Origin of the sequence: Rhodococcus sp. (in: high G+C Gram-positive bacteria) (assembly GCF_049299235.1) — a bacterium.
Classification (GTDB): domain Bacteria; phylum Actinomycetota; class Actinomycetes; order Mycobacteriales; family Mycobacteriaceae; genus Rhodococcus.
This window is the reverse complement of the sequence record NZ_JBAQXC010000186.1, coordinates 1-25,558: the sequence shown is the minus strand read 5'-3', so window position 1 is coordinate 25,558 and position 25,558 is coordinate 1. Positions and strand designations below refer to the sequence as shown.

Below are 25,558 nucleotides of genomic sequence, written 5' to 3'. Positions count from 1 at the left end.
GCGCACCGTGCGGGTGCTCACTCCCAACTGATCGGCCAACGCCGGTGTGGCCGGCATCGGCGAGCACGCCGCCCGCGCGGCCGCCAAACTTGAACAGCTGCTCCCGGCGAGGCTCCGGCACCGGCTGGGCACGGTGGGTGCCGTCGCCGAAACCGTCCCCCCATCTCGGGACCTGGTACCAGGCGAGACCCTCACCGCGGTGGCCGCCGCATGCCAGCGGCACGAGCAGCTGCGCTTCGACTACCTCGATCGGCACCGGAGCGCCTCCCGCCGGCGGGTCGAACCGCATCGCCTCGTCCACGTGGCCGGCCGCTGGTACCTGGTGGCCTACGACCTTGACCGCGCCGACTGGCGCAGTTTCCGTGTCGACCGGATCGACCCGAAAACGCCCACCGGTCCACGATTCGACCCACGTGAGTTACCCGGCCCCGACCTCGCCGCCTTCGTCACCCGCGGCCGGATGGCAGCATTGTGGAACTACCGCGCACAGGTCACCGTCCACGCGCCCGCCGACACCGTCGCCGCCCGTATCACCGTCGGCAGCTGGACCGTGCAACCTCTCGACGCAGGAGCCAGTCTGCTCGACGCCGGAGCGCACAGCGCCGAACTCCTCGCCGTGTATCTCGGTGCACTAGACCTGGACTTCACGATCGACCACAGTCAGGCACCCGAACTCGCCCGTGCTGTAGAGACTCTGGCCGGCCGGTACGCCGCCGCTGCCCATGCTGCTGCGTGAGAATGCGATGTCGCCCCGTTCATCGACTCCCATGTGGCACGTCGTGACAGGTTCCGGTGCCACTCCAACCCCGGCTGCGTGCTTTCCGCACCGTGCCGGACAGCGCCAACAATTCAGTGGCAGATAGCGCGGTGCGTCACAAGCCGGATGTGACGGGTCGACCGTCTCACAAGTCGAGGATCCGGGTCGTTGTGGGATGTTCACAACCCCACGATGCCCGGCACGTCGAGGCGGCAACGCATCCGATCTCGACTCCGAACCAGTCCCGTTCGACCTACCTCAGGCGTGATGACAACCCGAGAAGGTGCTAGCGCATGCGCTCGACGAGCTGTACACGCTGTGTGCGGATCTTCGGGTAGCCGCGGCAGTAGGGGACCAGTCATGCGGTGTTCCGTATGCCGTGGCCGGGCGAACATCCAATGGGGCAAGAACGGCGAGGCCAAGCCGTACCAGGTCAAACAGGTGCTCGCGGCGATCAAGAAGCTCGCGGCGATCAAGAAGATGGAGGAGCAGTCATGAGCGGTCTCGACGTCCGGCGTTATTCCTACCGTGTTCAGTGGTCGCCGGAAGACGACGAGTACGTGGCGACGGTGCTGGAGTTCCCGACGCTGTCATGGCTCGACCAGGATCAGGCCGCCTCGCTCGAGGGGCTGGTCGATGTGGTGACCGGTGTCGTCGACGATCTGATCACCGCGGGCGAGGAGGTGCCGCAGCCGTTCACCGAGCGGTCCTACAGCGGCACCATCTACGTGCGCACCTCGGCGGAGGTGCATCGCCGGTTGGTGATGGAGGCGGCGGAGAACCATGTCTCGCTCAATCAGTGGGCGGCCCAGCGACTGGCCAACGCATGGCTGGGCTGTGGCGACGATGGAAGAATTTCGTATTACGATAATGGCATGGCCGATGAGACGATCAACGGAGTGCCCGTCACCGACGGGATGATCCAGGAGTGGGCGGACGAAGCCGAGACCGGCTATGACGTCGCCAAGCTGCGCAAGCGCGGCCGACCGACCGTGGGCGACGGCCCCGGCGAGGTGGTGCCGGTGCGGATGGACGCGGCACTACTCGAAGCATTGAACGCCCGCGCCGAACGGGAGCACGTCACCCGGTCCGAGGCGATCCGAGCGGCGGTGCGTGCCTGGACCCAGGTTGCGTGAAAGCGCACAAATCTGCTCTCAAACATGGAATCGCCGAAGCCGACGGCATCTACGCGGCACATCACCACAGCAGCCTTCTCCCATGCTCGGCCACACGGCCGGCTATCGGGAATCGCCGCACCTGGAATTGAATGATCCACCCCGGAGGTTCGGCGAGTTCTACGCCGAGTCCCGTAGGGAGGCCGACCGCGATCAGCCGACTAACGTCAACCACAGCAGTGTCGCGTTCAGCGCGACGATCAGACCCACCGTCAGCCACGCTGCGGCACTCGTCGCCGAACGATTGCGTTGTCCGCCCATCAATGCGGGATCGGAACTGATCCGCACGAGCGGCACCAACGCGAACGGAATGCACATTGTAGGTTCTCGGATTCGGTGTCAGTTTCTCAATTTCATGTCAGTCGCCTGTCAGCGGCGTGTCGGTTTCTCAAATTCGTGTCAGTAGCGGGACCCTGAAAAAGTGCCCCGGACCAGCGAGGTTGAGGTCAGGTACGTGCAGGAATCAGGTGATCCTGTCGCGACGACCCTCGCTGCGGCAGATCCCTATCGGATGATCCTGGGCCTGCCGGTACGGAAAGTCCGCAGTCACCCCCATCAGCGCCACTATTCCGGGATGTTCTGGTCGGCCACCAACCGTGGCCACGTCCTCTACGAGAGCCGACTCGAACTGGACCGGTTGTGGCTGGCGGACTACGCACCGGAAGTGGTGCGGATCGCCGCACAGCCGATGTGGCTGTGCGGCCCGGACGGGAAGACCATGCGTCGGCATGCGCCCGATCTGCTGCTCCAACGCACAGACGGCGGATTCACGGTCGTCGACGTCAAACCCGCCGAGTTCGCCCGTCGCGACGCAGTTGCGCAGGTGTTCGCCTGGACCGAACGACTGTGTTCGAGTCGGGGCTGGTCGTATGAAGTGTGGACCGGTGCAAACCCAGTAGTGCTGGCGAACCTCCGAATCCTCGGGGGCGCTCGTCGTAGCGAGTGGATCGACCCCGCGGTGATGAGGGCACTCGACAGCGTCGCAGTGCCCGGGATGACCCTCGACGACCTCGCCGCATCGGTGAACAGGCCCGGCTCGCGAATCGCGGTGCTGGCGAAGCTGTGGTCCGGTCTGTGGTCGGTGGACCTGACGGTGCCGCTGTCCGGACAGTCGCAGGTGTCCGGTGTAAGGAGCACGCCGTGACCAACATCGTCGAACTACGTGCAGGAATCAAGGTCTGGCTCGACGGCTGCTCATGGGAAGTCGTGGCGCTGCAGGGACACGATGTCACCCTCCGGTCCGGAGAGCGGATGCAGCGTGTCGCGGTCACCGAGATCGCGGCACGGGGAACAGCGATCTCACCGCCGGACGACACCGCCTCCGCTGACCCTGCTGCCGTAGTGCTCTCCTCGCTGACCGCAACCCAGATTCAGGAACTGGAAACACGAGCCGAACACGTCCGCGGCATCCTGACCGAGGTTGCGACCTCCGGCGCCGAACTCGAATCGGTGTTGGCCACCAGAGCGGCGGAACTTCACGTCTCTGTGCGCACCCTGTACCGCTGGATCGCCGGATACCGCGCGGCAGGAGTTGCCGGACTCACGGACAGTCGGATCCGTAGCCGCTACGCCACCAGTGTCGATCACCGGTGGGACGCAGCATGTGTGCGGGTGCTCGATAGGTACGTCACCGTCTCGACCCCGACGATCGGCGCGGTCATCGATGCCGTTGCCAAGGACCTGGAAGCAGAATTCGGGCCGGGCATGGTGCCGTTGCCCTCCCTGAGCACGGCATACCGGCGGGTGAAGACATTGTCGAAGGGGCGGCACGCGTTCGGTAGCGCGAAAGGCCGGCGGTCGGTGGCGGACCGGCCCCGCGGTGTCCTCGGCCGACTGCGCGCGACCCGTCCGGGGGAGTACGTGGTGCTCGATACCACCGCGCTGGATGTGTTCGCGATGGAACCGGTCACCATGCGCTGGGTTGGGGTGGAGTTGACCGTGGCGATGGACCTGTTCACCCGCTGCATCCTCGGACTGCGCCTGACACCGCTATCGACGCGGTCCCAGGACGTGGCGAATGTGCTGTACCAGTGCATCACTCCCGCCCGCGACACCGACCCGACTGCGGATCAACTCTGGCCGTATCACGGGGTGCCGCGAAGCCTGCTCGTCGGCACCGAGTCCCCGGACGGGATCTCCCAGCGACGCGTCGGGGATCTACCGGCATGTCTGCCCGAGGCGATCGTCGTCGATCACGGCAAGCAGTACCTGTCCTCTCATGTGATCGGAGTCTGCGCCCGACTGGGTATCACCGTTCAGCCGGCGATCCCGCACAAGCCCACCGACAAACCCACCGTCGAACGCTTCTTCCGCACCCTGCGCGAATCACTGCTACAGCACCTGCCCGCCTACAAGGGCCCGGACGTGTACTCACGGGGCAAAGACGTCGAAGACGCCGCGTTCTACTACGCCAGCGAACTCGAGCAGATCATCCGGGAATGGGTGGGCCGGGTCTATCACCACACCCGACATGACGGGCTGTGCGTGCCGGAACTGCCGCGGGTGGGGTTTTCGCCGAGCGAGATGTTCGAGATCGGGGTCGCCAAATCGGGTGGTCTGCTGTTGCCGGCGAATCCGGATCTGGCGTATGAGTTCCTCGATGTGCGTTGGCGTACGATCCAGCACTACGGCGTCGAGGTCGACGGACTGCGTTACGACGGATCCGGGCTCACCTTGTATCGCACCACCCGTTCGCCGTATGGCGGTGTGCACGCCGGCAAGTGGCCGATCTTCGTCGACAATCACGACATCCGGCACACCTGGTTCCAGGACCCGGACAGCCACCGTTGGCATCAGTTGGTGTGGGAGCACGGCGCTTGCCTGAACCAGCCGTTCAGCAGGGACGCCGCCGACTACGCCAAACGCATCGCCGTGCGCGAGCATCGCCACTTCGATCCCGCCGCCGCGGTACGGGATCTGCTGCTCGCGTGGAGCCGAGACGACGTCGCGACACGCCGCGACCGCGCCCTGGCCCGCCGACTCAGTGCCCACCGCCCGCATCCGGAAACCGAAGGACAGCAGTCCGGTATCGACGACGAACGCGACACTGCGTCCGTGCCGGGCGTCGCCGAGCTGCTCGACGAACTCGCCACCAGTCGAACTCAACGGTTGGAGGTGGTCGACGACGTCGACGTATTCGACCGGTACTACGCGGAGCATCCCGACGAAGACGTGTTCGAGGTGTTCGACGAATGAACCCCTGGGCCACCTGGCTGGCAACGTATGGCACTGTCCGCTACCAGCTCTCCCGCAAACAGGGCTGGCACGCCTTCGTCACCGCCCCACCGCGTGAACCGTTCGAGGTCCTCTCCCGCACCGCGATGTCCCGACTGTCGCAGGAGGAGCTCGAGGACTACAACGAAGCCCGGATGGTGTGGAACGCGAACCTGCCGACGATCAAGACCAGCCAACTCGCCGCCGCCTACGGGATCTGCGATCAGGTGATGGCCTCGGCGTATCGGGACGGCGACAAGCTGCGCGGCTCGGTGGTCATCGACGCCGAACCCGGCCTCGGCAAGACCACCATCGCCACCCGCTATGCCCGCGACGTCCACCGGCGAGTTCTGCGCCGCGACGGACCCCTCACCGTGGAGGGGCATCAACGGTGGCCGGTGGCGTTCATCCCGCTCAGCGCCGGGGTCACCCTCAAAGGCCTCAATCAGCAGATCCTGCGGTTCTACGGCCATCCGGCCGTGGACCGTGCCTCCACCTCGAAACTCGGGGCCTTGGCGGTGGACTGTGTCACCTCCTGCGGTACCCGGTTGATCGTGCTCGACGATCTGCACTTCGTCGACTTCCGGCACCGCAACGGCCTGGAGGTATCGAACCATCTCAAGGGTTTGGCCAACGACATGGCCGCTACCTTCATTTACGTCGGGGTGAATCTGACCGCCAAACGCTTCTTCGACGAAGGCCTGCTCGGCGAGCACACCGTCTACGCCCAGACCAGCCGCCGCGCCACCCGCTGCCCGGTTGCCCCGTTCAGCATCGACACCGACACCGGGATGCGCGGCTGGCTCGCGCTGCTGCGCACCGCCGAAGAACACCTCACCCTCGCCGGCAGCCATGACGGGATGCTGTGCGAGCATGCTCGGCTGCTGCACCGCCGCACCCAGGGGCGGATCGCGTCGTTGACGAATCTGCTCGACCGGATCTCGTATCTCGCGATCGTCACCGGCGTCGAAGCCGTCACTGCTGAGTTGATTACGACCGCGACCGTCGACAATGCCAGCGAATCCGCCGCCCGCACCGGCTGATACCGGCTGGTCCCGCCCTGGCCGGCTCAGTGGTTGGGGAACCACTATGGCCACGATAAGAGTCGACCGGTGGCCGATCACCGTGCAACTACATCCCGCCGAGTATCTGCCGGGCTGGCTGATGCGCGTCGGCTGTCGCTACCAACTGACCCCGATCCAGATTTTGCGCGAGCTCCGTGTGCCGCGGAGCCCGACCGGATATCACCTCGTTCTCGAGCACCTGAGCCTGCACGCTCGGTGGATCGCCGCTCACCTCGGTGTCCCTGCCGGTGACCTGCGCGCCGCCCTGTGGGGCCGGCCGATCGATGCCGCCGCGGCACGGTACCTGGTGCACCACCGCCACATTCGGCCCGACCGGGGAGGATCGCGTTTCTGTGCCCGATGCCTGGCCGAACCCGATCCGTGGTGGCATGCAGGCTGGGCCAATCCGCTGCTGCCGCTCTGTGTACGCCACCAGGTGTATCTGCAGTCGACATGCGAAGGCTGCGGTCAGGTGCCGTGGACAGGAACGGCGTGGATGAGCGCTCTGGCCCCGCCGTGGCAGTGCCCGCAGCGCCATGCTCGCGAACCGCAACGCCCGGGGCGTGTGAGACCGTTCTGCCGATACGACCTGCGTGACGCTGCTGTCCTCGCTGCACCGGCGAAGCTGTGTCATGCCCAGCAGAATCTGATCGAGTTCGCTGCCCTCGCCGACCTTCAGCCGAGCCGACAGTTGCGCTACGGCACCACCGACATGCCCATCACCGAGGTGCTCGACGAGCTGTGCCGTCGATTCGTCGACACGATCGGCTCTCCCGTGCGAGGACCTGGCGACCGGCCTGGACAGTCTGAGCAAGGCGATCCTCCCGCGAGGCAGAACTGGCATGCGACCCATTGGCCGTTCCAGGCTGGGAGCCAGCCGGCCAGTCTGTGAACGTCCCTTGAGTCGTGACGAGCCGGTCCGAGAATCCGCCAGCCGTCATCATTCGCGACCGTTGTCGGAGTCCGCACTGGCGGAGTAGAACGCGCGTTGTCCCGCTCCCTCCGCTTGATTAATCATGTTTCCTCAATATCATCGTTTTATGACGATGAATGAGCGAGCGACGACCTGCTTCGGTGAAAGTCTCGACTCTGCAGCAGCGTTGTTCCACAGTCTCTCCGACGGCACCCGCCTGGCCATCGTGCGCCGCCTCGCCGCCGGGGAATCCCGAGTAGCGGACCTGGTCGGCGAGCTGGGATTGGCGCAATCGACAGTGTCGGCGCACGTGGCATGCCTGCGGGACTGCGGCCTGGTGCAAGGCCGCCCGCAGGGCCGGCAGGTGTTCTACTCGCTGGCCCGACTGGAACTGCTCGACCTGCTGGCCTCGGCCGAAACCCTCCTGGCCGCCACGGGCAACGCCGTCGCGCTGTGCCCGAACTACGGCACCGACACCGACACGGGAGTGACGGCATGAGCGACGCCTGCGGATGCGGCCCCGACGAACCCCGCGTCGAGGGCGAAGACGACCAGGAGCCCGACAAGTGGTGGCAGGTCACCGAGATCCGGGCGGCCGCCGCCGCGGGTGTCCTGCTGATTGCGGCCCTGATCGTCCGCGTCACCGGTGGGCCCGACGCTCTCGGGACGGGCTTCGAGGCGGTGGCGCTGGTCGTCGCCGGCTACACCTTCGTCCCCTCGACCCTCAAGCGGCTGGCCCGCGGCAAGATCGGGGTCGGGACCCTGATGACGATCGCTGCCGTCGGCGCCGTGCTGCTCGGCGAGGTCGGCGAAGCCGCGATGCTCGCGTTCCTGTTCGCCATCAGTGAGGGTCTCGAAGAGTACGCGGTCACTCGCACCCGACGGGGCCTGCGCGCCCTGCTGAATCTGGTGCCGGACACTGCCACCGTCCTGCGCGGCGGCCGTGAACAGACCGTCGCCCCCGCGGAGTTGGGGCTCGGGGAGATCATGATCGTCAAACCCGGGGAGCGGCTCGCCACCGACGGCACCATCCGCACCGGGCGCACCGCCCTGGACACCTCCGCGATCACCGGGGAATCGGTGCCGGTCGAGGCCGGACCGGGCTCCGAGGTGTTCGCCGGGTCGATCAACGGCACCGGCGTGCTCGAGGTCGAGGTCACCGCCGGCGCGCAGGACAACTCGCTGGCCAAGATCGTGAAAATCGTGGAGGCCGAGCAATCCCGCAAGGGCGAGGCCCAGCGTCTGGCCGACAAGATCGCCAAGCCCCTGGTGCCGGGAGTGATGGTTGCCGCGGCGTTGATCGCCGCGATCGGCAGCGTATTCGGTGATCCGCTGGTGTGGATCGAACGCGCCCTCGTCGTGCTGGTCGCCGCGTCCCCGTGTGCGCTGGCCATCGCGATCCCGGTGACCGTGGTCGCCGCGATCGGCGCCGCCTCCAAGCTCGGCGTCCTGGTCAAGGGCGGTGCCGCCCTCGAAGCGTTGGGCCGGATCCGCACCGTCGCGTTGGACAAGACGGGCACCCTGACCCGGAACCGCCCCGAGGTCATCGACGTTGCCACCACCGGCGGCGCCACCCGCGCCGACGTTCTGAATGTCGCCGCTGCGCTCGAGGCACGCAGTGAGCACCCCCTCGCTGCAGCGATCCTCGCCGCCGTCGACGACTACACCCCCGCCGAGGACGTCGACGCGGTCCCCGGTGCCGGACTGACCGGTCACGTCGGCGGCATTCCTGCCCGTCTGGGCCGGCCCGGGTGGATCGACCCGGGCTCTCTGGCTGCCGATATCGAGCGGATGCAGCACGCCGGAGCCACTGCGGTGCTCATCGAACGCGACGGCACCCTGATCGGGGCGATCGCGGTGCGCGACGAACTGCGTCCCGAAGCCCGCGACGTCGTCGCGGGGCTGCGCCGCGACGGTTACACCGTGGCGATGCTCACCGGCGACAACGAGCGCACCGCACGAGCGTTGGCCACCGATGTCGGTATCGACGAGGTGCACGCCGATCTGCGTCCGGAGGACAAGGCCCACATCATCGACACCCTCCGCGGTACACGGCCGACGGCGATGGTCGGCGACGGTGTCAACGACGCCCCGGCCCTGGCCACCGCCGATCTGGGGATCGCGATGGGCGCGATGGGCACCGACGTGGCCATCGAAACCGCCGACGTCGCCCTGATGGGTGAGGACCTACGGCATCTACCTCAAGCCCTGCAGCATGCCCGCCGATCACGAACGATCATGTTGCAGAACGTCGGCCTCTCGCTCGCGATCATCACCGTCCTGATGCCCCTGGCCCTGTTCGGGGTACTCGGCCTGGCGGCGGTTGTCCTGGTTCACGAGGTCGCCGAGATCATCGTGATCGCCAACGGGGTCCGCGCCGGACGCGCTCGCCCCCTGACAATCTCCGGATCGGCGGCACCTGCGTCGAATCCTGGGGTACGAGAATCCTTTTCTTCCTGAAGGGCCTTCCATGAGTCCAATGCCTGCAACTGTCCGAGCCTGGTATGCCGCGGAGATGACCGCCGCTCGACACACTCACACTGCAGCCGAGCGGTGGACCCATCTCGAACGCGCGCACATCCTGTCGCAGCCCTACCCGTGGCCGCACACTCGCAATCACCTCGCCATGCTCGGTCTCGCGGTGCGTCAACGCGACCGTCGCGAAGCCCTTGGGCAGATCATCCGGATCATGGTTGCTGCCCCCGGTTCCGCGCTCGGGGGTTACCCCGAAGGCAACACCGGCCGCGTCGCTGCAGGGTTGATGACCCCCATGCCGATTCCCGCCGATCTGACCGACGTCCTCACTGGCACAGCGTGATCCGAATCGTGGCTTCAGGCATGTCTCACACGAACGACATGAGTGGACGACCCGGCCCGGTGCTGGCGGATCAACGCACCGGTGCCGGATGCCGTTCGGCCAGCTGTCCCAACGCGGTGATTCCGACCGGTTCGCTGACGGCCAGCGGAATCACCGCGCACCGATTGGCGAGTTCGTCCCGGACCGTGTCGATCTGCTCGAGTTCGGCAACCGCTCGCTGCCGCAGCAGCGGCGCGGTGGGCGCCGCCGCGGCCAGGGAATTGTTGACCACCCACCCCCACGGCTCGATACCAGCGCGCCGCAGATCATCCTGCAAACCGGCCGCCTCGAGCACCGGGGTGGTCTCGGCAAGAGTGACCAGCACAATCTTGGTCTGCGCCGGGTCCTGCAGCCGCATCAGCGGGGTGATGAAGCGCCCGCCATCGCCCATCTGCCGGGCGATCTCCCGGTGATACGAGCCGGTCGCATCGAGCAACAGCAGAGTATGCCCGGTCGGGGCGGTATCGACGACGACGAACTTGCGGCGTGATTCGTGGATGACCTTCGAAAAGGCCTGGAACACCGCGACTTCCTCGGTGCACGGGGACTGCAGATCTTCGGCGAGGGTGGCGCGGCCGGCGTCGTCGAGTTCGGCGCCCTTGGTGGCCAGGACCCGGTTGCGGTAGGTCTCGCTCGCCTCGTGCGGATCGATGCGGGAGACCTCGAGGTGATCGAGTTCCCCGGCGAGAGTGTCGGTCAGATGTGCGGCGGGGTCGGTGGTGGTCAGGTGCACGTCATGACCACGGCGGGCCAGCGCCACCGCGATCGCGGCGGCAATGGTGGTCTTGCCGACTCCACCTTTGCCCATGCACATCACCAGCCCGTGGCCATCAGCCTCGATCGCATCGACCAGATCCGCCAGTGAAGCATCGGCGACCGCGGCGACACCCGGTTCGGTGTCGTCGACACTCACAGCGGTGGTGGTGGTGGTGGTGGTGTCGAACAGGGTGCTCAAAGCATCGAGACCGACCATGTTGACCGGCTTGAGCTCCACCAGATCGGTGGGCAGCGCGACGATCGCGGCGCCGCGACCCGCCAATGCTGCCTGCTCACGCTGGTACACGGCGGTCGCGAGCGGGTCGGTGTCGCCGGCCGGGGCGGGCAGTACGCCGTTGACGACCACATGCTGTCCGGTCATGCCGATCGCGGCGAGTTCGTCGTGGGTGCGGGCGATCTCGGACAGGGCGGCGCGATTGGCGCGGGCCACGAGCACCAGGCGGGTGCGGCCGGGATCCGACAAGGCCTCGACCGCGCCGGCGTACATGGCTTTCTGCTTGTCGAGCCCGGCCAGCGGCCCGAGGCAGGACGCGTCGCCTTTGCCGTGGTCGAGGAATTCGGTCCAGTTGCCGGGCAGTTGTAGCAGCCGGATGGTGTGGCCGGTGGGGGCGGTGTCGAACAGCACGTGATCGAACCCGGCGACCTGGTCGTCGGGATCGGTGAGCAGAGAGGTGAATTCGTCGAACGACGCGACTTCGGTGGTGCACGAGCCGGACAACTGTTCGGTGATCGAGGCGATCTCCGCATCCGGTAGCAGTCCGCGGACGGGGCCGACGATGCGTTCGCGGTAGGCGGCAGCGGCCTGCTCGGGGTCGATCTCGAGCGCGGAGAGCCCCGGCACCGCGGGGACCTCGGTGATCGTGTTGCCGATGCTCAGACCGAAGACCTGCCCGACATTCGACGCGGGGTCGGTCGAGACGAGCAGCACCTTCTTGCCGGCTCGGGCCAGGCGCAGCGCCGACGCGCACGCGATGGAGGTCTTGCCGACCCCACCTTTACCGGTGAAGAACACGAACCGGGGCGGAGCGGTCAGGAACGTCGGATCGGCAGCCATGAAAGCGAGTACTCCTCGTCGGAAGGTATCGGCGGGCAGGATACGGATCTACATGGTCAGCAGCAGGTGGACTCGCCCGGGGTGCAGCAGGAGTCGCTGTCGTCGGCGAGCCCGAGCATCGTCACCCCGGACGGTGCTGCGGCGGGCACCTCGAGGCCGGCCCAGGTGGCGAGCTCGGTGCGGGACGGGTAGCGACCGGTAGCCACGGTGACATCGTCGACGAGCACGAGCGGCAAGCCCTCGGATCCGGCGAGTTCAAGGAACCTCTTGACCGCTTCGTTGTGGGCGAACGAGAGCGGATCATTGGCCAGGTTATGGCGGGTAATGGTGGCGCCCTGCTCGGTCAGCGCGGCCATGTCGGCGGTGAAGGTGACCAGGTTCTGGTCGAGGTCCTCGCCGCACACGCCAGTGTTGCAGCACAGGGCCGGTTCGAAGACTGCGATGGTACTCATAGGTGTCTGTACTCCTGGAGTGATCGAGGCGAAGAAAGCTATCGGGCGTCGGTAGCGGCAAGCAGTCGGGCGGTCAGCTCGCCGACCCGGGCGGCGATGTCGTCGCGGACCAGGCGCATCCGCTCGATGCCGTCGATGCCACGCTCGGACGGCTCATCGGTGTCCCAGTTCTCGACGACCACCCCGGTGGGCGCGTCGACGCGGGCTTCGCCGCCGAGGGTGATCACCAGGTCGACCTCGCCGAGCAGCTGCGGATCGATCGGCTTGGGATACTCACCGTCCACGGGTGCCCCGATCTCCTCGAGGACCTGCATCGACAGAGCATTGAGGGACGAGCCGGGTACGGTGCCGGCCGAATGAACGGCGACGCGGTCGCCGGCGGCCTGGCGCGTGAGGGCGGCAGCCATCTGGGACTTGCCGCCGTTCTTCACACACACGAACAGCACCGAAGCAGTGGGCACGAGGGTGATCCTTTCCGACGAACTCGGATTGACACTTGAATAGATACGAGTCAATATAGACGCATGTCGAATCAGATGTCGAGCGGGGCCGAGCCGTGCTGCCCGCCCCTCTCGCGTGAGCCGCTCACCTCGGATTGGGCCACCGACCTGGCCCGCATGTTCAAGGCATTGGGAGATCCGGTCCGCCTGCGCATGCTCAGCATGATCGCCAGCCACCAGGGCGGCGAGAGCTGTGTGTGCGACATCAGCCCCGCCTTCGACCTGTCGCAGCCGACCATCTCGCATCACCTCAAGGTGCTGCGCGAAGCCGGTCTACTCGACTGCGAACGCCGCGGCACTTGGGTGTACTACCGGGTGCTCCCTACTGCCCTGGAACAACTGTCCGCGGTACTCGCCACCGAATCCGGGGTCCTGCCCGCATCGGCTTGCACCCCGACCGCCGCACTCGCGGAGACTCTCTCGTGACCACCACGACCGACAACCGGTCTGTCGCCGGCAAGATGTCGGTCCTCGACCGGTTCTTGGCCGTGTGGATCGGCATCGCCATGGTCGCCGGCCTGCTGCTCGGCCGACTCATTCCCGGGCTCGGCGACGCGTTGAGCGTCATCGAGATCGACAACATTTCCCTGCCGATCGCGCTCGGTCTGTTGATCATGATGTACCCGGTGCTCGCGAAGGTGCGCTACGACCGCCTCGACACCGTCACGGGCGATCGCACGCTGCTGATCTCGTCGCTGATCCTCAACTGGGTGCTCGGCCCGGCGCTGATGTTCGCCCTCGCCTGGCTACTGCTGCCCGACCTGCCCGAATACCGCACCGGCCTGATCATCGTCGGCCTGGCCCGCTGCATCGCGATGGTCATCATCTGGAACGACCTCGCGTGCGGCGACCGCGAAGCCGCCGCCGTACTGGTCGCGATCAACTCCGTCTTCCAGGTGATCATGTTCGCCGTCCTCGGCTGGTTCTATCTGTCGATCCTGCCCGGCTGGCTCGGACTCGAACAGACCACCCTCGACGTCTCCCCGTGGCAGATCGCGAAATCGGTGCTGATCTTCCTCGGCATCCCTCTGGTCGCCGGCTTCTTGACCCGCCACTTCGGCGAGAAAGCCAAGGGCCGCCAGTGGTATGAGGACACGTTCCTGCCGAAGATCGGACCGTGGGCGCTCTACGGACTGTTGTTCACGATCGTGATCCTGTTCGCCCTGCAGGGTGAACAGATCACCTCGCGGCCGTGGGACGTCGTACGGATCGCGTTGCCGCTGCTCGCGTACTTCATCCTCATGTGGGGTGGTGGGTTCCTGTTCGGTGCTGCGGTCGGGCTCGGTTATGAGCGCACCACCACCTTGGCGTTCACCGCCGCCGGTAACAATTTCGAGCTGGCCATCGCGGTGGCGATCGGCACTTTCGGTGTCACCTCCGGTCAGGCTTTGGCGGGGGTGGTCGGTCCGCTCATCGAGGTGCCTGTCCTCGTGGCTCTGATCTATGTCTCGCTCGCCCTGCGTAAGCGTTTTACCCGTTCGCCCGCCCCCGCTGTGTCGTAAGGATCGATCACGTCAGGAGATGTCGATGTCCCATCACGCTGCCCAGCCGGAATTACTGATGCCTCAGGCGGTGCTGCACCGCGCTGCCGAACATCTCGCGGAGAAGTACGCCGGAGTGTTTTCCCCTCAAACGGTCGAGCGGATGGTCTTCGAGTCGTACGCGGCGCTGCGCCGCACCGCGAAGGTCCACACGCATCTGTCCTCGCTGGCCACCCGCTTCGCCGGTGAACGTCTCACTGCCCTGGCCCAGACCGAAGGGGCCGTGCCGAAGGATGTGCCGGAGGTGCTGTTCGTGTGCGTGCACAACAGTGGCCGCTCCCAGATGGCTGCGGCGCTGTTGGCCCATCACGGTGGCGGACGGGTACACGTTCGCTCCGCCGGATCGGCTCCTGCGTCGACGATTCACCCCGTCGTGATCGAGGCGATGGCCGAGATAGGTCTCGATCTCGGCGCCGAATACCCCAAACCACTGACCGACGATGTGGTGGCAGCCGCCGACGTCGTGGTCACCATGGGGTGCGGCGATGCGTGCGCGGTGTATCCCGGAAAGCGTTACCTCGATTGGTCGCTGGTCGACCCGGAGGACGAGTCGCTCGAGACGGTGCGCAGCATCCGCGACGATATCGACACTCGCGTGCGGGCTTTGCTGGCGGAACTCGACACCGTTCCTGCCTGAATTCTCTTCGAAAGGACGTCTGTTTTCATGACCACTGATTCCTCGACCGACCGCACACCGTCGGTGTTGTTCGTGTGTGTGCACAACGCGGGCCGTTCCCAGATGGCCGCGGGGTTCCTCACTGCGCTGGCCGGCGACCGGGTCGAGGTCCGCTCCGCGGGCTCGGCACCGGCCGAGCAGGTCAACCCGGCCGCCGTCGAAGCCATGGCCGAGGTGGGCATCGACATCTCCGCACAGAACCCGAAGATCCTCACCGTCGACGCGGTGCATGCCTCCGATGTGGTGATCACCATGGGGTGCGGCGACACCTGCCCGGTGTTTCCGGGCACGTCCTATCGGGATTGGGTGCTCGAGGATCCGGCCGGGCAAGGGGTGGAGGCGGTACGTCCGATCCGCGACGAGATCAAAGTCAAGGTGGAGGCGCTGATCGCCGAGCTCGTTCCCGACGGCGCCCCCGCCTGACAGGGGTGGGCGCCGATGACAATAAACATGACGGAGGCGTTCAGTCCCTCGAGTCGAGGGTCCGCGCTCGAAGGTCGTGAGTCCACGGATTGAGATGTGCCGGATACGGCAACACCGAAGCAGGCTCCGAGGTCAGACTGCAATGACGGGCAGTTCGATCGTAAAGCGTGCCCCACGGCCCGGCCCGTCACTGTGTGCTCGGATGCGCCCGTGGTGGGCTTCGACGAGGGCACGGGTGATGGTCAGGCCGATGCCGCTGCCGCTGTGTCGGCGGGCGCGGGCGGTGTCGGCCCGGTAGAAGCGGTCGAAGAGATGGTCGAGGTGATCGGCGGCGATGCCTTCGCCGGTGTCGGCCACCGTGATCTCCACCCGATCATTGTCAGCTTGCCTGCTGGTGACGGTGACGGTGCCGCCGGTCGGGGTGTGGCGCAGGGCGTTGTCGAGCAGGTTGCCCAACACCTGGCCGAGCCGATCGGGATCGACCATCACGATCAGGGAGTCGTCGAGACGGCTGTGCACTACGACGCCTTTGCTCTCGTACCGTTCACGCGCCGCATCGACCGCGGCGGTGACCAGGGTGCCGGTGGTCGTGGGCACCGGCCGGATGCGAGTGAGGTGTTCTTCGGCGCGCGAGACGGCGGTGATGTCCTGGGCGAGACGCCCCAGCCGGTGGGTGGCATCGCGCAGGACTTGCCGGGTGTCGTCGTCGAAGGTGCGGACGCCGTCGTCGAGGGCTTCGAGATAGGAGTCGAGGGTGGCGATCGGGGTACGCATCTCGTGGCCGAGATCGGCGAGCATCCGGCGACGGGTGCTTTCGGTGGCGTCGAGACGGCGGGCGAGTTCGTTGACGGTGACGGCGAGCTCGTCGAATTCGCGGCCGAGCCCGGGACTGTGCACGCGGGTGTCGTAGTGGCCGCCGGCGATCCGGGCGGTCGAGGTGGTCACCGCCGTCAGCGAGCGTTGGACACGGCGGGTGATGTACCAGCTCACTGCCAACGCCAGCAGCACCGCGAGCGCGACCGCCAGTCCCCAGGCCAGGATGATCGCCCAGGTGAAGGCCTCTTCGACATGGGCGGCCTGGCTGGAGTTGTGGTCGATGCCGGCCTGGCCGAGGTGATCGTGGAAGATGCCGGGGGCGAGCGCGGAGGCGACGAACCAGGCGCTGACCGCGCAGCCGACCACCACCACGGTCAGGGCCAGGAACAGCCGGGTGCCGAAACTCGAACCGGTCAGGGCCCGCCGCAGCGACGGTCCCGAGGCGGAGATCTGGGGGTTCATGCTCCGGTGCCCATTCGGTAGCCGACGCCGCGGATGGTGCGCACGTAACGGCCTTCGGTGGCGTCGTCGCCGAGTTTGCGGCGCAGGTGGCCGATGTGCACGTTGACCAGCTGTTCGTCACCGACCCAGCTCGGACCCCACACCGCTTCGATCAGCTGCGTTCGGCCGAGTACGACAGCGGGATCCTGGGATAGGGCGGCGAGGACGTCGAATTCGGTGCGCGTGAGTGCCACCGGCACGCCGCCGACGGTGACCTCACGGCCGTCGACGTCGATGGCCAGGTCACCGAAGTTGCGGACATGCATGCCCGGAACAGCCTCGGCCGGCCGGGGGGTGTGGGTGCGGGGGCGACGCAGCATGGCCTGGATGCGGGCCGTCAACTCCCGCGGGCTGAACGGCTTGGTCATGTAGTCATCGGCTCCGACGGACAATCCGATGAGGGTGTCGACCTCCTCGGCCCGGGCGGTGAGCATCACCACGTAGGCGTCGGAGAAGGTCCGCAGTTGCCGGCACACCTCGACACCGTCCAGGTGCGGCAGGCCCAGATCCAGGACCACCACATCGGGATCGAACTGCCGGGCGAGGACGACGGCGTCGGCGCCGTCGCCGGTGATCGTGACCTCGAACCCGTCGTGTTCGAGATACGTGCCCACCAGGTTCGCCAGCGGCGCCTCGTCCTCGACGACCATTGCCCGCAACCCCGTCGGCGGGCGCCGCACCGCTGCGGTGTCGCTGCTGCTCTCGGGCGTGCGAGCAGAGGTTTCCATGGTGTCCATCATCGCTAGTAGCGTCCGGCGCTGACGTTGCGGCCGGACTTCTTGAGCAAATCTTCATGCAACCTCCACCGGATTACCGGGGTCCGTGCGCGAGGCTGGAAGCACGAAGAGAAGCTGGAAGCACGAAGAGAAGGAAGGGGACGATCATGATGGGCTGGGCAGGTGAGCTGAGCTTGGCCGGGTGGATTCTCATGGCTGTGTGCATGCTCGCGTTCTGGGCGGTGGTGCTCTACCTGATGGCCGCCATGTTCCGCACCGACCGCACAAGCGGGCCAGACGGCACCGAACACGGCGTCGATCCGCTGCAGGTGCTCGATGCCCGTTTCGCCCGCGGCGATATCGACTACGACGAATTCGTCGCACGCCGTCAGCTACTGACCCCGACCAGGGGCACGGCCGATGGCAGCGGCCGACAGGAGCCGATCCGTGGGTGAACTGACCCGCCGGTCCTTCATGCTCGGATCGCTTTTCGTCGGCGCCGGGGTGCTGGCGGCCTGCTCCGGATCCGGGGCGGCCACCGGTACGCCGGTGACCGCCTCGTCGAACGTGGTGCGTCGCCTCGAACAGCAGCGCCGCAGTCCCGGCCAGCGGGTGGTCTCGGCCCGGTTGACGCCGCGTCCGGTCGAGGTGGACCTCGGTGGCCGCATCGTCTCCACCTGGGGATACGACGACACTCTGCCGGGGCCGCTGCTGCGGGCCCGCGCCGGGGATCTGCTGCGGGTGGAGGTGGACAATCAGCTGCCGGCGCAGACGAGTGTGCACTGGCACGGGCTGGCGTTGAGCAACGACATGGACGGGGTGCCCGGGCTGACCCAGGACCCCATCGCCCCCGGGGGCCGGTTCGCCTACGAGTTCACCGTCCCGGATCCGGGCACCTACTTCTATCATTCGCATTCCGGGCTGCAGCTCGACCGCGGCCTGTACGGGGCTCTGGTCATCGACGACCCGAACGAGCCGGGAAACTACGACCACGAGTGGATCGTGGTGCTCGACGACTGGCTCGACGGCACCGGCCGCACCCCCGACGACGTGGCCCGCGACCTGGGCATCGGCGCCGCCGCCACCGGTGACAGCAGCGACGGCGGGATGGGCGGGATGGACCACGGCGCCATGGACATGGACGGCATGGACATGGGTGAGGAGACGATGCTCTCCCCGCTGCTCGGCGGCGCCGGGGACGTGAGCTACCCGCATTTCCTGGTCGGCGGCCGGGTCCCGGAGGACCCGATCGTGTTCACCGCGACACCCGGGCAGCGGGCACGGATCCGGTTCATCAACGCCGGCGCCGACACCGCCTTCCGCGTCGCCCTCGGCGGGCACCGGATGACCGTCACCCACACCGACGGCTTCCCCGTCGTGCCGCAGGACACCGACGCCCTGCTGATCGGGATGGGCGAACGCGTCGATGTGCTCGTCACCCTCGGCGACGGCGTCTTTCCCCTGTTCGCGCAGGCCGAAGGCAAGACCGGGCACGGACAGGCCCTGGTGCGCACCGCCGCCGGCGCGCTGCCCGCACAGTCGCGGCCCGGCGAGCTGGACCGGCAGGTGTTGCTCGGCACCGATCTGGCGCCTCGGGAGTATGTGCGCCTGCTCGAGAGGGAGCACGATGTGTTTCACAGCGTGGATATGGGCGGGACCATGTCGCCGTACCGGTGGACTCTCAACGGCCGCGCCCACCCCGACATCCCGCCGCTGAACGTGGCCGAAGGGCAGCGGGTGCGGATGCGGATGCGGAACATGTCGGACATGTTCCATCCGATGCACCTGCACGGGCACACCTTCGCGCTCACCGACACCGGTCTGCGCAAGGACACCGTCACGATCGGGCCGATGCGCACCGTGGAGATCGAATTCGACACCGACAATCCCGGCCAGTGGGCGCTGCACTGCCACAACGCGTATCACCAGGAAGCCGGGATGATGACCACCGTGTCCTACCTGGCCTGATCCCAGCACGCCGACCGGCCGTGACTGGTCGCCGGATTCACGGTGGTCTATGACCGTTCGAGAAAGGAACATATCCCATGAACAAGAAGACTCTCGCCGTCGGCGCGATGGCGCTCGCGGTGGTGTTCGCCGCGGCGGCATGCAGCGACACCGGGACCGACACCGACACCACCGTCGCCACCTCGCCCGCCACGACCTCGGCCACCACCACCACCGCCGCAGACGAGGCCGCCGCGCACAACGACGCCGACGTGATGTTCGCGCAGATGATGCTGCCGCACCACAGTCAGGCCATCGAGATGAGCGACATTCTGCTGGACAAGCAGGACATCCCCGCGGACGTGACCGCCCTGGCCGAGCAGATCAAGGCCGCTCAAGGCCCGGAGATCGCACAGCTCGAATCCTGGCTCGCGCAGTGGGGCGAGCCCACCGAGATGCCCGAGACCGGCAACAACGACATGCCCGGCATGGACATGGACGAGGGCATGGACGGTATGGAGGGGATGCAGATGGAAGGGATGATGAGCGAGGAGGACATGCAGGCGCTGTCCGAGGCGCAGGGCGCCGACGCCGCTCGCCTGTTCCTCGAGCAGATGATCGCCCACCACGAAGGCGCAGTCGACATGGCGCAGACCGAGATCGAGGACGGACAGTTCCCCGAGGCGGTAGAGATGGCCCGCACCATCGTCGACACCCAGCAGCAGGAGATCGAGACGATGCGTGAGCTGCTGACCACCCTGTAGAGCACCCTCGCACGGTTCCTCTCGGCCCGTCCGCCATCCCAGGAGGCTTTCGATGTCGCACCCGCAGCACGGACACCCCCACCCGGCCCCGGCGCCCGCCGGACACAATCACGGCGCCGACGTCCAGAGCCCGCCCCCCGACGAGCATGATGCGCACGCCGGGCCGGGTGAGCACACCGGGCACGATCGGCACGCGGGGCACGGCGCACACGGGGAGATGTTCCGCCGCCGGTTCTGGGTGTCGCTGGTGCTGGCGATACCGGTGGTGTTCTTCAGCCACATGGTCGCCGACCTGCTCGGCTACACCATGCCGGACTTCCCCGGCGCCATGTGGATTCCCCCGGTACTGGGCACGGTGATCTTCGTCTACGGCGGCACCCCGTTCCTCACCGGAGGCTGGGCCGAGCTCAAAACCCGCCGTCCCGGGATGATGCTGCTGATCGCCATGGCGATCAGCGTCGCGTTCCTCGCCTCCTGGGTCACCACCTTGGGTCTCGGCGGGTTCGACCTGGACTTCTGGTGGGAGCTCGCGCTGCTGATCGTGATCATGCTGCTCGGGCACTGGCTCGAAATGCGTGCCCTCGGCTCGGCGTCGGGCGCCCTCGACGCACTCGCCGCGATGCTGCCGGACACCGCGGAGAAGATCACCGAGACCGGTACCGCCGACGTTCCGCTGCAGGAACTCGAACTCGGGGATCTGGTGCTGGTGCGCGCCGGGGCGCGGGTGCCCGCCGACGGCACCGTCACCGACGGCCGCGCCGAGGTCGACGAATCGATGATCACCGGCGAATCCAAGGCGGTCACCCGGCAGGTAGGCGACACCGTGGTTGCCGGCACGGTCGCGACCGACAGCGCGCTGCGGGTGCGGATCACTGCGGTCGGCGAGAACACGGCCCTGGCCGGGATCCAGCGGATGGTCGCCGACGCCCAGGCCTCCTCGTCCCGTGCCCAGGCGCTGGCAGACAAGGCCGCGGCGTTCCTGTTCTACTTTGCCACCCTCGCCGGCATCCTCACCTTCGCGATATGGGCGTTGCTCGGCAACCTCGACGAAGCGGTGGTGCGCACCGTCACCGTGCTCGTCATCGCCTGCCCCCACGCCCTCGGGTTGGCGATCCCGCTGGTGATCGCGATCTCCACCGAACGCGCCGCCAGATCCGGGGTGCTGGTCAAGGACCGGCTCGCGCTCGAACGCATGCGCACCGTCGACGTGGTCCTGTTCGACAAGACCGGCACCCTGACCCAGGGCCGACACCAGGTCACCGGCGTCGCCGCCCACGGGATCACCGAAGAACACCTGCTCGCGCTGGCGGCGGCGGTCGAATCCGACAGCGAACACCCCGTCGCCCGGGCCATCGTCGCCGCCGCCGACGAGCGGGTGCCGGCCACCGAGCGCGCCGCTGCTACCGATTTCCGGTCGTTGCCCGGCCGCGGGGTGCGTGCGCTTGTCGACGGCACCGAGGTGACGGTCGGCGGCCCGGCGATGCTCAGCGATCTGCGGTTGGCGGTGCCCGCCGACGTCACCGCAGTGACTCAGCAGTGGGTGGCGCGGGGGGCCTCGGTGTTGCACGTCGCCGAAGGGGACCGCGTCCTCGGGGCCGTGGCGCTCGAGGACGCCGTGCGCGAGGAATCGCGTCAGGCGATCGACGCGCTGCATGCCCGTGGGGTGAAGGTCGCGATGATCACCGGCGATGCGCGGCAGGTCGCCGACGCGGTGGCCGCCGATCTCGGGATCGACGAGGTGTTCGCTGAGGTGCTGCCCGAGCACAAGGACGCCAAGGTCACCGAACTGCAGAATCGTGGGCACACGGTGGCGATGGTTGGCGACGGTGTCAATGACGCCCCGGCGTTGGCTCGGGCCGATGTCGGTGTCGCGATCGGTGCCGGTACCGATGTGGCCATCGAATCCGCCGGGGTCGTGCTGGCGGCGAACGATCCGCGGGCGGTGCTGTCGATCATCGAGCTCTCGCATGCCAGCTACCGCAAGATGTGGCAGAACCTGGTGTGGGCGACCGGTTACAACGTCATCGCCGTTCCACTTGCCGCCGGGGTGCTGGCCTTCGCCGGGGTCGCGATCTCCCCAGCGGTCGCCGCGATTTTGATGTCGGTCTCCACCATCGTCGTGGCGCTCAACGCCCAGCTGTTGCGCCGCCTCGACCTCGACCCCACCCGCCTGGCTCGTACCTGAACCGCCGCCCGATCGATCCGAAACGAGTTTCTGCTTCTCATGTCGAGTTTTCTCCTGCGCCGGTGGGCGCGTGTCCTGGTGCCTGTTGCTGCGGTGGCTGTGCTCGCCGGTTGCGCGACCGGCGAACAATCCACAACCCCAGCGGATGCGGATTCGTCCACCCTGGCATCGGAGGTGCCCGGCACAGCGTTGGAACCGGCCCTCGACCATCTGCACGGTCTGCACCTCGATTCCGGCGGTGCGGTGCTGGCTGGCACCCACACCGGCCTCGTCGAGATCGCCGACAGCGGGCGCACCAGCCGCGTCGGCGTCTCCGACGACGACTTCATGGGACTGACCGGCGCTCCGGGAACTGACCGCCTCTTCGCGTCCGGGCATCCGGGACCGTCGAGTTCGGCGCCGAATCCGTTGGGGCTGATCGACAGCGCCGATGGCGGCCGCACCTGGATACCGAAATCCTTGACCGGCGAGGTGGACTTTCACGCCCTGGCTACAGACGGTGAGTTGCTGGTCGGATTCGATGGCGTCACCGGATTGCTGGTCTCCACCGACGGCGGCAGCAGCTGGACCGCGGGTGCCCCGATGGCCGCGGCCGCCCTCGCTGTCACCGATGCCGGGGTGTGGGCGGCCACCACCGCCGGGCTGCAACACAGCACCGACGCCGGACACACCTTCACGGTGGTGCCCGACGCCCCACCGCTGGCGCTGTTGTCCGCGGCGCGGGACGGCTCGTTGTGGGGTATCGACACCACCGGCACTGCCTGGCGTAGCCGCACCGGCCAGGCCTGGGAGCAGCACGCGGTGGTCGGGCCGGTCGAGGCAGTGCTCGCCGTCGACTTCGACACCGCCTACGCCGCGACCGCCCAGATGCTCTATCCGCTGAACTGACCCCGGAGGAGCACTGGTCCGGATCCTGCGGAACTGCAGAGGAATCCAGTGGTGACCACGCTGTCCAGCGTGGTCCTCTCCGATTCCGATGTGTCAGGCAGCGATCGGCAGCAACTGCGGCCCCGAGACTGCGCCCAGAGTGGACTCAATTCCTTTTCCGTTCAGTAAGCGATCGCGTGGCGGGTGTGCGGGATCGGACGCGCCGAGTGGGCTGCCCGTGACAAACGGGTACGGGGTATGGCAAGCCCAAGGGCAAAGTGGTGGCCGGGACCCCGGTGTGTTCGGCGAACTGGGAGATCAGCATCATGCTCACTCCGCGACGGTAAACCCTCGAGTCGACTCGAAGGTCAAGCCGACGCCGAATCCCTACCGGTCTTCGGCCTGCCGCAACGCGAGGATCAGATCGGCGACGCTCGGAGCGCCCCCGAGTCCGGTGACGGTGCGGTAGACGCGGCAGCTCAACCCGACCCCGTCAGTGGGAGCGAACGGATCGATCCCGTCGATCCGGATCGTCGGGGATCCAGGGAAGGCCGCGCGTTCGGCGGCCTCCGGGGTCTCGATACGGCGCAGCCGGATCGGGGTACCGGCGTTGCCGGTCGCTGCCAGGGCCTCGGCGAGGCGGCCTCGCGCCTCCTCCCAGTTCGGGCAGCCGTCGAAGTACAGCAGTTCGATGTCCATCGTCACCCGCGTCGCTCTCACTCGTGCGCGGCGGCGGGAACTGTCTCGGAGCGGCGTTCGAGCAACACGGTGTCGCGCCAGATGCCGTCGAGCCGGCCGATGCGTTCGCGCACCCCCACGGTGCGGAAACCCGCCGAATGATGCAGCGCCAGGCTGGCCCGGTTCTCCGGGAAAATCGAGGTCTGCAGCGTCCACAATCCGCCCTGATCGGCGGCGATGACCTGAGTACGCAACAGCGCCTTGCCGACGCCGCGCCCGCGCATCCCGTCGCCGACATACACCGAGTTCTCGGCCACCCCGCGGTAGCACTCGCGGTTCGACACCGGGCTCAACGCTGCCCAGCCGACCACCTGACCGTCGATCTCGGCGACCCAGCGATGCTCGGGCAACCACTGGCTCTCGAGGTGGTCGCGGCTGGGGACCTCGGTGGTGAACGTCGCGGCGCCGGTGGCGATGCCGTCGGCGTAGATGCGGCGCACCGCCTCCCAATCCCGGTCGTCGAGCGGGCGCACTGCCACGTCGGCGGGGACATCCTCGGGGCAGCACGGGCGGGCGGTGAGCACCCCCATGACCGCGTCGGCAGCACTGGGCAGGTCGCTGCAGCAGCTCGGGTTGACCCGCACCACGGTGCTGGTGCCCTGTTTGCCGGTGATGACGAAGCCGACGTCGGCGAGTTTGCGGACGTGATGGGAGATGGTGGGCTGGCCGATCCCGAGCCTGTCGGCGAGCTCGCCGACGGTGATGCCGGACGGATGGGCGGCGACGTGGTGCAGCAGCCGCACCCGCGTGGGTTCGGCCAGGCAGGCGAACCATCCGGCGTAGGTGGCCGCATCCTGCGGGCTCAGGGCGTCGAAGTCCACCTCCGCGCCAGGAGCGGTGATCGGTAAGCCGAGTGCTGTCATACCCCCACTGTATCGATCAGCATCGATGGTTGCATACATCGACGACCATCGATACTCTGACAGCAGCTTAGATCGATACCCATCGATGAAAGGATCTGTCATGAGCGAGTTGCCCATCGTCGTCGTCGGAGCCGGACCGATCGGCCTGGCCGCCGCCGCCCACCTGCGCGAACGCGGCCTCGAACCGCTGGTACTCGAACGCGGCGACGTCGTCGGAGCCGCCATCACGCAATGGCACAGCGTCCGCACCTTCTCCCGCTGGGCCGAACTGATCGACCCCGCCGCCCGCCGCCTCCTCGACACCACCGGCTGGAAGGCCCCCGACGACGACGCCTACCCCACCGGCCAGGACTGGACCGGGCAGTACCTGAGCCCGCTGGCCACCGCCCTCGGCGACGCGGTCCGCCTCGATCACGAGGTCGTCGGCATCGCCCGCCGCGGCCGCGACCGCATCGTCGACGCCGGCCGCGACACCGAACCACTGTCGGTGCACATCCGCCACCGCGACGGCACCGACACCCGCCTGCTCGCCCGCGCCGTCATCGATGCCTCCGGCACCTGGAGCACTCCCAACCCCCTCGGCGGCGAAGGCCTGCCCGCCCTCGGTGAACGCGCCGCAGCCGAGACCATCACCTACCGCGTCCCCGACCTGGGCGACGATGCGGTGCGCACCCGCTACGCCGGCCGCCACACCGTCATCGCCGGCAGCGGCCACTCGGCACTCAACGCAATCGTGGCGCTGGCCGAGCTCGCCCGCAC

28 protein-coding genes and 1 pseudogene are annotated in these 25,558 nt (G+C 67.5%); 21 read left to right on the top strand and 8 right to left on the bottom strand.

Features of this window, described 5'->3' with window-relative positions:
- Window positions 1–46: 46 nt before the first annotated feature.
- From WAX14_RS11375 to WAX14_RS11360, 4 genes and pseudogenes are all read left to right on the top strand, one after another.
- Complete coding sequence (locus WAX14_RS11375; protein ID WP_422628165.1) at window positions 47–736, top strand: helix-turn-helix transcriptional regulator; 690 nt, start codon at window positions 47–49, stop codon at window positions 734–736.
- A 381-nt stretch (window positions 737–1,117) separates the two neighbouring features.
- Entirely contained in the window at window positions 1,118–1,255 is a 138-nt protein-coding gene (locus WAX14_RS11370; protein WP_422628164.1) for a hypothetical protein, read from the top strand.
- Window positions 1,252–1,563, top strand: a pseudogene (locus WAX14_RS11365) (toxin-antitoxin system HicB family antitoxin); the annotation flags it as partial. The gene WAX14_RS11370 and the pseudogene WAX14_RS11365, both read left to right, overlap by 4 nt.
- A 69-nt stretch (window positions 1,564–1,632) precedes the next feature.
- Window positions 1,633–1,893, top strand: a complete 261-nt coding sequence (locus tag WAX14_RS11360) for a ribbon-helix-helix domain-containing protein (protein WP_422628167.1) — start codon at window positions 1,633–1,635, stop codon at window positions 1,891–1,893.
- 192 nt (window positions 1,894–2,085) lie between these two features.
- Here the strand turns inward: WAX14_RS11360 and WAX14_RS11355 are convergent, their stop codons facing one another.
- The gene (locus WAX14_RS11355; protein ID WP_422628163.1) at window positions 2,086–2,250 is read right to left on the bottom strand and encodes a hypothetical protein; all 165 of its coding nucleotides are present in this window, start codon (window positions 2,248–2,250) and stop codon (window positions 2,086–2,088) included.
- Between the two features lie 136 nt (window positions 2,251–2,386).
- Between WAX14_RS11355 and WAX14_RS11350 the strand changes: the two genes are divergently transcribed.
- From WAX14_RS11350 to WAX14_RS11320, 7 genes are all read left to right on the top strand, one after another.
- A complete protein-coding gene (locus tag WAX14_RS11350) occupies window positions 2,387–3,076 on the top strand; it encodes a TnsA-like heteromeric transposase endonuclease subunit (protein ID WP_226435562.1) in 690 nt (229 codons plus the stop codon).
- Complete coding sequence (locus tag WAX14_RS11345) at window positions 3,073–5,127, top strand: helix-turn-helix domain-containing protein (RefSeq protein ID WP_422628162.1); 2,055 nt, start codon at window positions 3,073–3,075, stop codon at window positions 5,125–5,127. Before WAX14_RS11350 ends, WAX14_RS11345 begins: the two co-directional genes overlap by 4 nt.
- On the top strand, window positions 5,124–6,188 hold the full coding sequence (locus WAX14_RS11340; protein ID WP_059384188.1) for an ATP-binding protein: 1,065 nt from the start codon (window positions 5,124–5,126) through the stop codon (window positions 6,186–6,188). The genes WAX14_RS11345 and WAX14_RS11340 overlap by 4 nt, the downstream gene beginning before the upstream one ends.
- 46 nt (window positions 6,189–6,234) lie before the next feature.
- Window positions 6,235–7,101, top strand: a complete 867-nt coding sequence (locus tag WAX14_RS11335) for a TniQ family protein (protein WP_422628161.1) — start codon at window positions 6,235–6,237, stop codon at window positions 7,099–7,101.
- Window positions 7,102–7,249: 148 nt separating this feature from the next.
- Complete coding sequence (locus WAX14_RS11330) at window positions 7,250–7,621, top strand: ArsR/SmtB family transcription factor (protein WP_054720048.1); 372 nt, start codon at window positions 7,250–7,252, stop codon at window positions 7,619–7,621.
- Window positions 7,618–9,582: a heavy metal translocating P-type ATPase gene (locus WAX14_RS11325; RefSeq protein WP_059384189.1), complete on the top strand. Its 1,965-nt coding sequence runs from the start codon at window positions 7,618–7,620 to the stop codon at window positions 9,580–9,582. The genes WAX14_RS11330 and WAX14_RS11325 overlap by 4 nt, the downstream gene beginning before the upstream one ends.
- Before the next feature lie 10 nt (window positions 9,583–9,592).
- Window positions 9,593–9,940, top strand: a complete 348-nt coding sequence (locus WAX14_RS11320; protein WP_054720545.1) for a DUF3703 domain-containing protein — start codon at window positions 9,593–9,595, stop codon at window positions 9,938–9,940.
- 70 nt (window positions 9,941–10,010) lie between these two features.
- On the opposite strand, the gene arsA is transcribed toward WAX14_RS11320, so the two are convergent.
- The 3 genes from arsA to WAX14_RS11305 are packed head-to-tail and all read right to left on the bottom strand — an operon-like array spanning window position 10,011 to window position 12,723.
- On the bottom strand, window positions 10,011–11,810 hold the full coding sequence (gene arsA, locus WAX14_RS11315) for an arsenical pump-driving ATPase (RefSeq protein ID WP_378525295.1): 1,800 nt from the start codon (window positions 11,808–11,810) through the stop codon (window positions 10,011–10,013).
- Between the two features lie 56 nt (window positions 11,811–11,866).
- The gene (gene arsD / locus WAX14_RS11310; protein WP_054719244.1) at window positions 11,867–12,262 is read right to left on the bottom strand and encodes an arsenite efflux transporter metallochaperone ArsD; all 396 of its coding nucleotides are present in this window, start codon (window positions 12,260–12,262) and stop codon (window positions 11,867–11,869) included.
- 38 nt (window positions 12,263–12,300) lie between these two features.
- Window positions 12,301–12,723: a low molecular weight phosphatase family protein gene (locus WAX14_RS11305; protein WP_378525296.1), complete on the bottom strand. Its 423-nt coding sequence runs from the start codon at window positions 12,721–12,723 to the stop codon at window positions 12,301–12,303.
- Window positions 12,724–12,786: 63 nt separating this feature from the next.
- On the opposite strand from WAX14_RS11305, the gene WAX14_RS11300 reads away from it, so the two are divergent.
- Genes WAX14_RS11300 through WAX14_RS11285 form a run of 4 tightly spaced genes read left to right on the top strand, consistent with a single transcriptional unit; the run spans window position 12,787 to window position 15,402 of the window.
- Window positions 12,787–13,188: an ArsR/SmtB family transcription factor gene (locus WAX14_RS11300; protein ID WP_054719241.1), complete on the top strand. Its 402-nt coding sequence runs from the start codon at window positions 12,787–12,789 to the stop codon at window positions 13,186–13,188.
- 35 nt (window positions 13,189–13,223) lie between these two features.
- On the top strand, window positions 13,224–14,264 hold the full coding sequence (gene arsB, locus WAX14_RS11295; RefSeq protein ID WP_330137280.1) for an ACR3 family arsenite efflux transporter: 1,041 nt from the start codon (window positions 13,224–13,226) through the stop codon (window positions 14,262–14,264).
- Window positions 14,265–14,289: 25 nt separating this feature from the next.
- Window positions 14,290–14,940 carry an arsenate reductase ArsC gene (locus tag WAX14_RS11290; RefSeq protein ID WP_378525297.1) on the top strand — a complete coding sequence of 217 codons (651 nt, stop codon included), beginning with the start codon at window positions 14,290–14,292 and terminating at the stop codon, window positions 14,938–14,940.
- 27 nt (window positions 14,941–14,967) lie between these two features.
- Entirely contained in the window at window positions 14,968–15,402 is a 435-nt protein-coding gene (locus WAX14_RS11285; protein ID WP_330137273.1) for an arsenate reductase ArsC, read from the top strand.
- Window positions 15,403–15,534: 132 nt separating this feature from the next.
- On the opposite strand, the gene WAX14_RS11280 is transcribed toward WAX14_RS11285, so the two are convergent.
- Complete coding sequence (locus tag WAX14_RS11280) at window positions 15,535–16,680, bottom strand: sensor histidine kinase (RefSeq protein WP_422628160.1); 1,146 nt, start codon at window positions 16,678–16,680, stop codon at window positions 15,535–15,537.
- Window positions 16,677–17,447, bottom strand: coding sequence for a response regulator (locus WAX14_RS11275; RefSeq protein ID WP_422628159.1), 771 nt, complete (start codon window positions 17,445–17,447; stop codon window positions 16,677–16,679). Before WAX14_RS11275 ends, WAX14_RS11280 begins: the two co-directional genes overlap by 4 nt.
- Before the next feature lie 155 nt (window positions 17,448–17,602).
- On the opposite strand from WAX14_RS11275, the gene WAX14_RS11270 reads away from it, so the two are divergent.
- From WAX14_RS11270 to WAX14_RS11250, 5 genes are all read left to right on the top strand, one after another.
- Window positions 17,603–17,890: an SHOCT domain-containing protein gene (locus WAX14_RS11270; protein ID WP_195060675.1), complete on the top strand. Its 288-nt coding sequence runs from the start codon at window positions 17,603–17,605 to the stop codon at window positions 17,888–17,890.
- 19 nt (window positions 17,891–17,909) lie between these two features.
- Window positions 17,910–19,403, top strand: a complete 1,494-nt coding sequence (locus WAX14_RS11265) for a multicopper oxidase family protein (RefSeq protein ID WP_422628166.1) — start codon at window positions 17,910–17,912, stop codon at window positions 19,401–19,403.
- 77 nt (window positions 19,404–19,480) lie between these two features.
- Entirely contained in the window at window positions 19,481–20,146 is a 666-nt protein-coding gene (locus WAX14_RS11260; RefSeq protein WP_054807709.1) for a DUF305 domain-containing protein, read from the top strand.
- 52 nt (window positions 20,147–20,198) lie between these two features.
- A complete protein-coding gene (locus WAX14_RS11255) occupies window positions 20,199–22,331 on the top strand; it encodes a copper-translocating P-type ATPase (RefSeq protein ID WP_378525300.1) in 2,133 nt (710 codons plus the stop codon).
- 39 nt (window positions 22,332–22,370) lie between these two features.
- Window positions 22,371–23,219, top strand: a complete 849-nt coding sequence (locus WAX14_RS11250; protein WP_054807697.1) for a F510_1955 family glycosylhydrolase — start codon at window positions 22,371–22,373, stop codon at window positions 23,217–23,219.
- A 366-nt stretch (window positions 23,220–23,585) separates the two neighbouring features.
- On the opposite strand, the gene WAX14_RS11245 is transcribed toward WAX14_RS11250, so the two are convergent.
- Window positions 23,586–23,897: a DF family (seleno)protein gene (locus WAX14_RS11245; RefSeq protein WP_054720754.1), complete on the bottom strand. Its 312-nt coding sequence runs from the start codon at window positions 23,895–23,897 to the stop codon at window positions 23,586–23,588.
- Window positions 23,898–23,914: 17 nt separating this feature from the next.
- Window positions 23,915–24,799: a helix-turn-helix domain-containing GNAT family N-acetyltransferase gene (locus tag WAX14_RS11240; protein WP_229581008.1), complete on the bottom strand. Its 885-nt coding sequence runs from the start codon at window positions 24,797–24,799 to the stop codon at window positions 23,915–23,917.
- 100 nt (window positions 24,800–24,899) lie between these two features.
- Here WAX14_RS11240 and WAX14_RS11235 point away from each other — a divergent pair.
- The coding region (locus tag WAX14_RS11235) for an FAD-dependent oxidoreductase (RefSeq protein ID WP_422628158.1) at window positions 24,900–25,558 on the top strand (659 nt) is incomplete at its 3' end.

What these genes read in the sequence shown, in the direction of transcription:
- WAX14_RS11370 (WP_422628164.1), top strand. Translation starts at nt 1,118, where the DNA reads ATGCGGTGTTCCGTATGCCGTGGCCGGGCGAACATCCAATGGGGCAAG.
- WAX14_RS11360 (WP_422628167.1), top strand. Translation starts at nt 1,633, where the DNA reads ATGGCCGATGAGACGATCAACGGAGTGCCCGTCACCGACGGGATGATC.
- WAX14_RS11355 (WP_422628163.1), bottom strand. Translation starts at nt 2,250, where the DNA reads ATGTGCATTCCGTTCGCGTTGGTGCCGCTCGTGCGGATCAGTTCCGAT.
- WAX14_RS11340 (WP_059384188.1), top strand. Translation starts at nt 5,124, where the DNA reads ATGAACCCCTGGGCCACCTGGCTGGCAACGTATGGCACTGTCCGCTAC.
- WAX14_RS11335 (WP_422628161.1), top strand. Translation starts at nt 6,235, where the DNA reads ATGGCCACGATAAGAGTCGACCGGTGGCCGATCACCGTGCAACTACAT.
- WAX14_RS11330 (WP_054720048.1), top strand. Translation starts at nt 7,250, where the DNA reads ATGACGATGAATGAGCGAGCGACGACCTGCTTCGGTGAAAGTCTCGAC.
- WAX14_RS11325 (WP_059384189.1), top strand. Translation starts at nt 7,618, where the DNA reads ATGAGCGACGCCTGCGGATGCGGCCCCGACGAACCCCGCGTCGAGGGC.
- WAX14_RS11320 (WP_054720545.1), top strand. Translation starts at nt 9,593, where the DNA reads ATGAGTCCAATGCCTGCAACTGTCCGAGCCTGGTATGCCGCGGAGATG.
- arsA (WP_378525295.1), bottom strand. Translation starts at nt 11,810, where the DNA reads ATGGCTGCCGATCCGACGTTCCTGACCGCTCCGCCCCGGTTCGTGTTC.
- arsD (WP_054719244.1), bottom strand. Translation starts at nt 12,262, where the DNA reads ATGAGTACCATCGCAGTCTTCGAACCGGCCCTGTGCTGCAACACTGGC.
- WAX14_RS11300 (WP_054719241.1), top strand. Translation starts at nt 12,787, where the DNA reads ATGTCGAATCAGATGTCGAGCGGGGCCGAGCCGTGCTGCCCGCCCCTC.
- arsB (WP_330137280.1), top strand. Translation starts at nt 13,224, where the DNA reads ATGTCGGTCCTCGACCGGTTCTTGGCCGTGTGGATCGGCATCGCCATG.
- WAX14_RS11290 (WP_378525297.1), top strand. Translation starts at nt 14,290, where the DNA reads ATGTCCCATCACGCTGCCCAGCCGGAATTACTGATGCCTCAGGCGGTG.
- WAX14_RS11285 (WP_330137273.1), top strand. Translation starts at nt 14,968, where the DNA reads ATGACCACTGATTCCTCGACCGACCGCACACCGTCGGTGTTGTTCGTG.
- WAX14_RS11280 (WP_422628160.1), bottom strand. Translation starts at nt 16,680, where the DNA reads ATGAACCCCCAGATCTCCGCCTCGGGACCGTCGCTGCGGCGGGCCCTG.
- WAX14_RS11275 (WP_422628159.1), bottom strand. Translation starts at nt 17,447, where the DNA reads ATGGAAACCTCTGCTCGCACGCCCGAGAGCAGCAGCGACACCGCAGCG.
- WAX14_RS11270 (WP_195060675.1), top strand. Translation starts at nt 17,603, where the DNA reads ATGATGGGCTGGGCAGGTGAGCTGAGCTTGGCCGGGTGGATTCTCATG.
- WAX14_RS11265 (WP_422628166.1), top strand. Translation starts at nt 17,910, where the DNA reads ATGCTCGGATCGCTTTTCGTCGGCGCCGGGGTGCTGGCGGCCTGCTCC.
- WAX14_RS11260 (WP_054807709.1), top strand. Translation starts at nt 19,481, where the DNA reads ATGAACAAGAAGACTCTCGCCGTCGGCGCGATGGCGCTCGCGGTGGTG.
- WAX14_RS11255 (WP_378525300.1), top strand. Translation starts at nt 20,199, where the DNA reads ATGTCGCACCCGCAGCACGGACACCCCCACCCGGCCCCGGCGCCCGCC.
- WAX14_RS11250 (WP_054807697.1), top strand. Translation starts at nt 22,371, where the DNA reads ATGTCGAGTTTTCTCCTGCGCCGGTGGGCGCGTGTCCTGGTGCCTGTT.
- WAX14_RS11245 (WP_054720754.1), bottom strand. Translation starts at nt 23,897, where the DNA reads ATGGACATCGAACTGCTGTACTTCGACGGCTGCCCGAACTGGGAGGAG.
- WAX14_RS11240 (WP_229581008.1), bottom strand. Translation starts at nt 24,799, where the DNA reads ATGACAGCACTCGGCTTACCGATCACCGCTCCTGGCGCGGAGGTGGAC.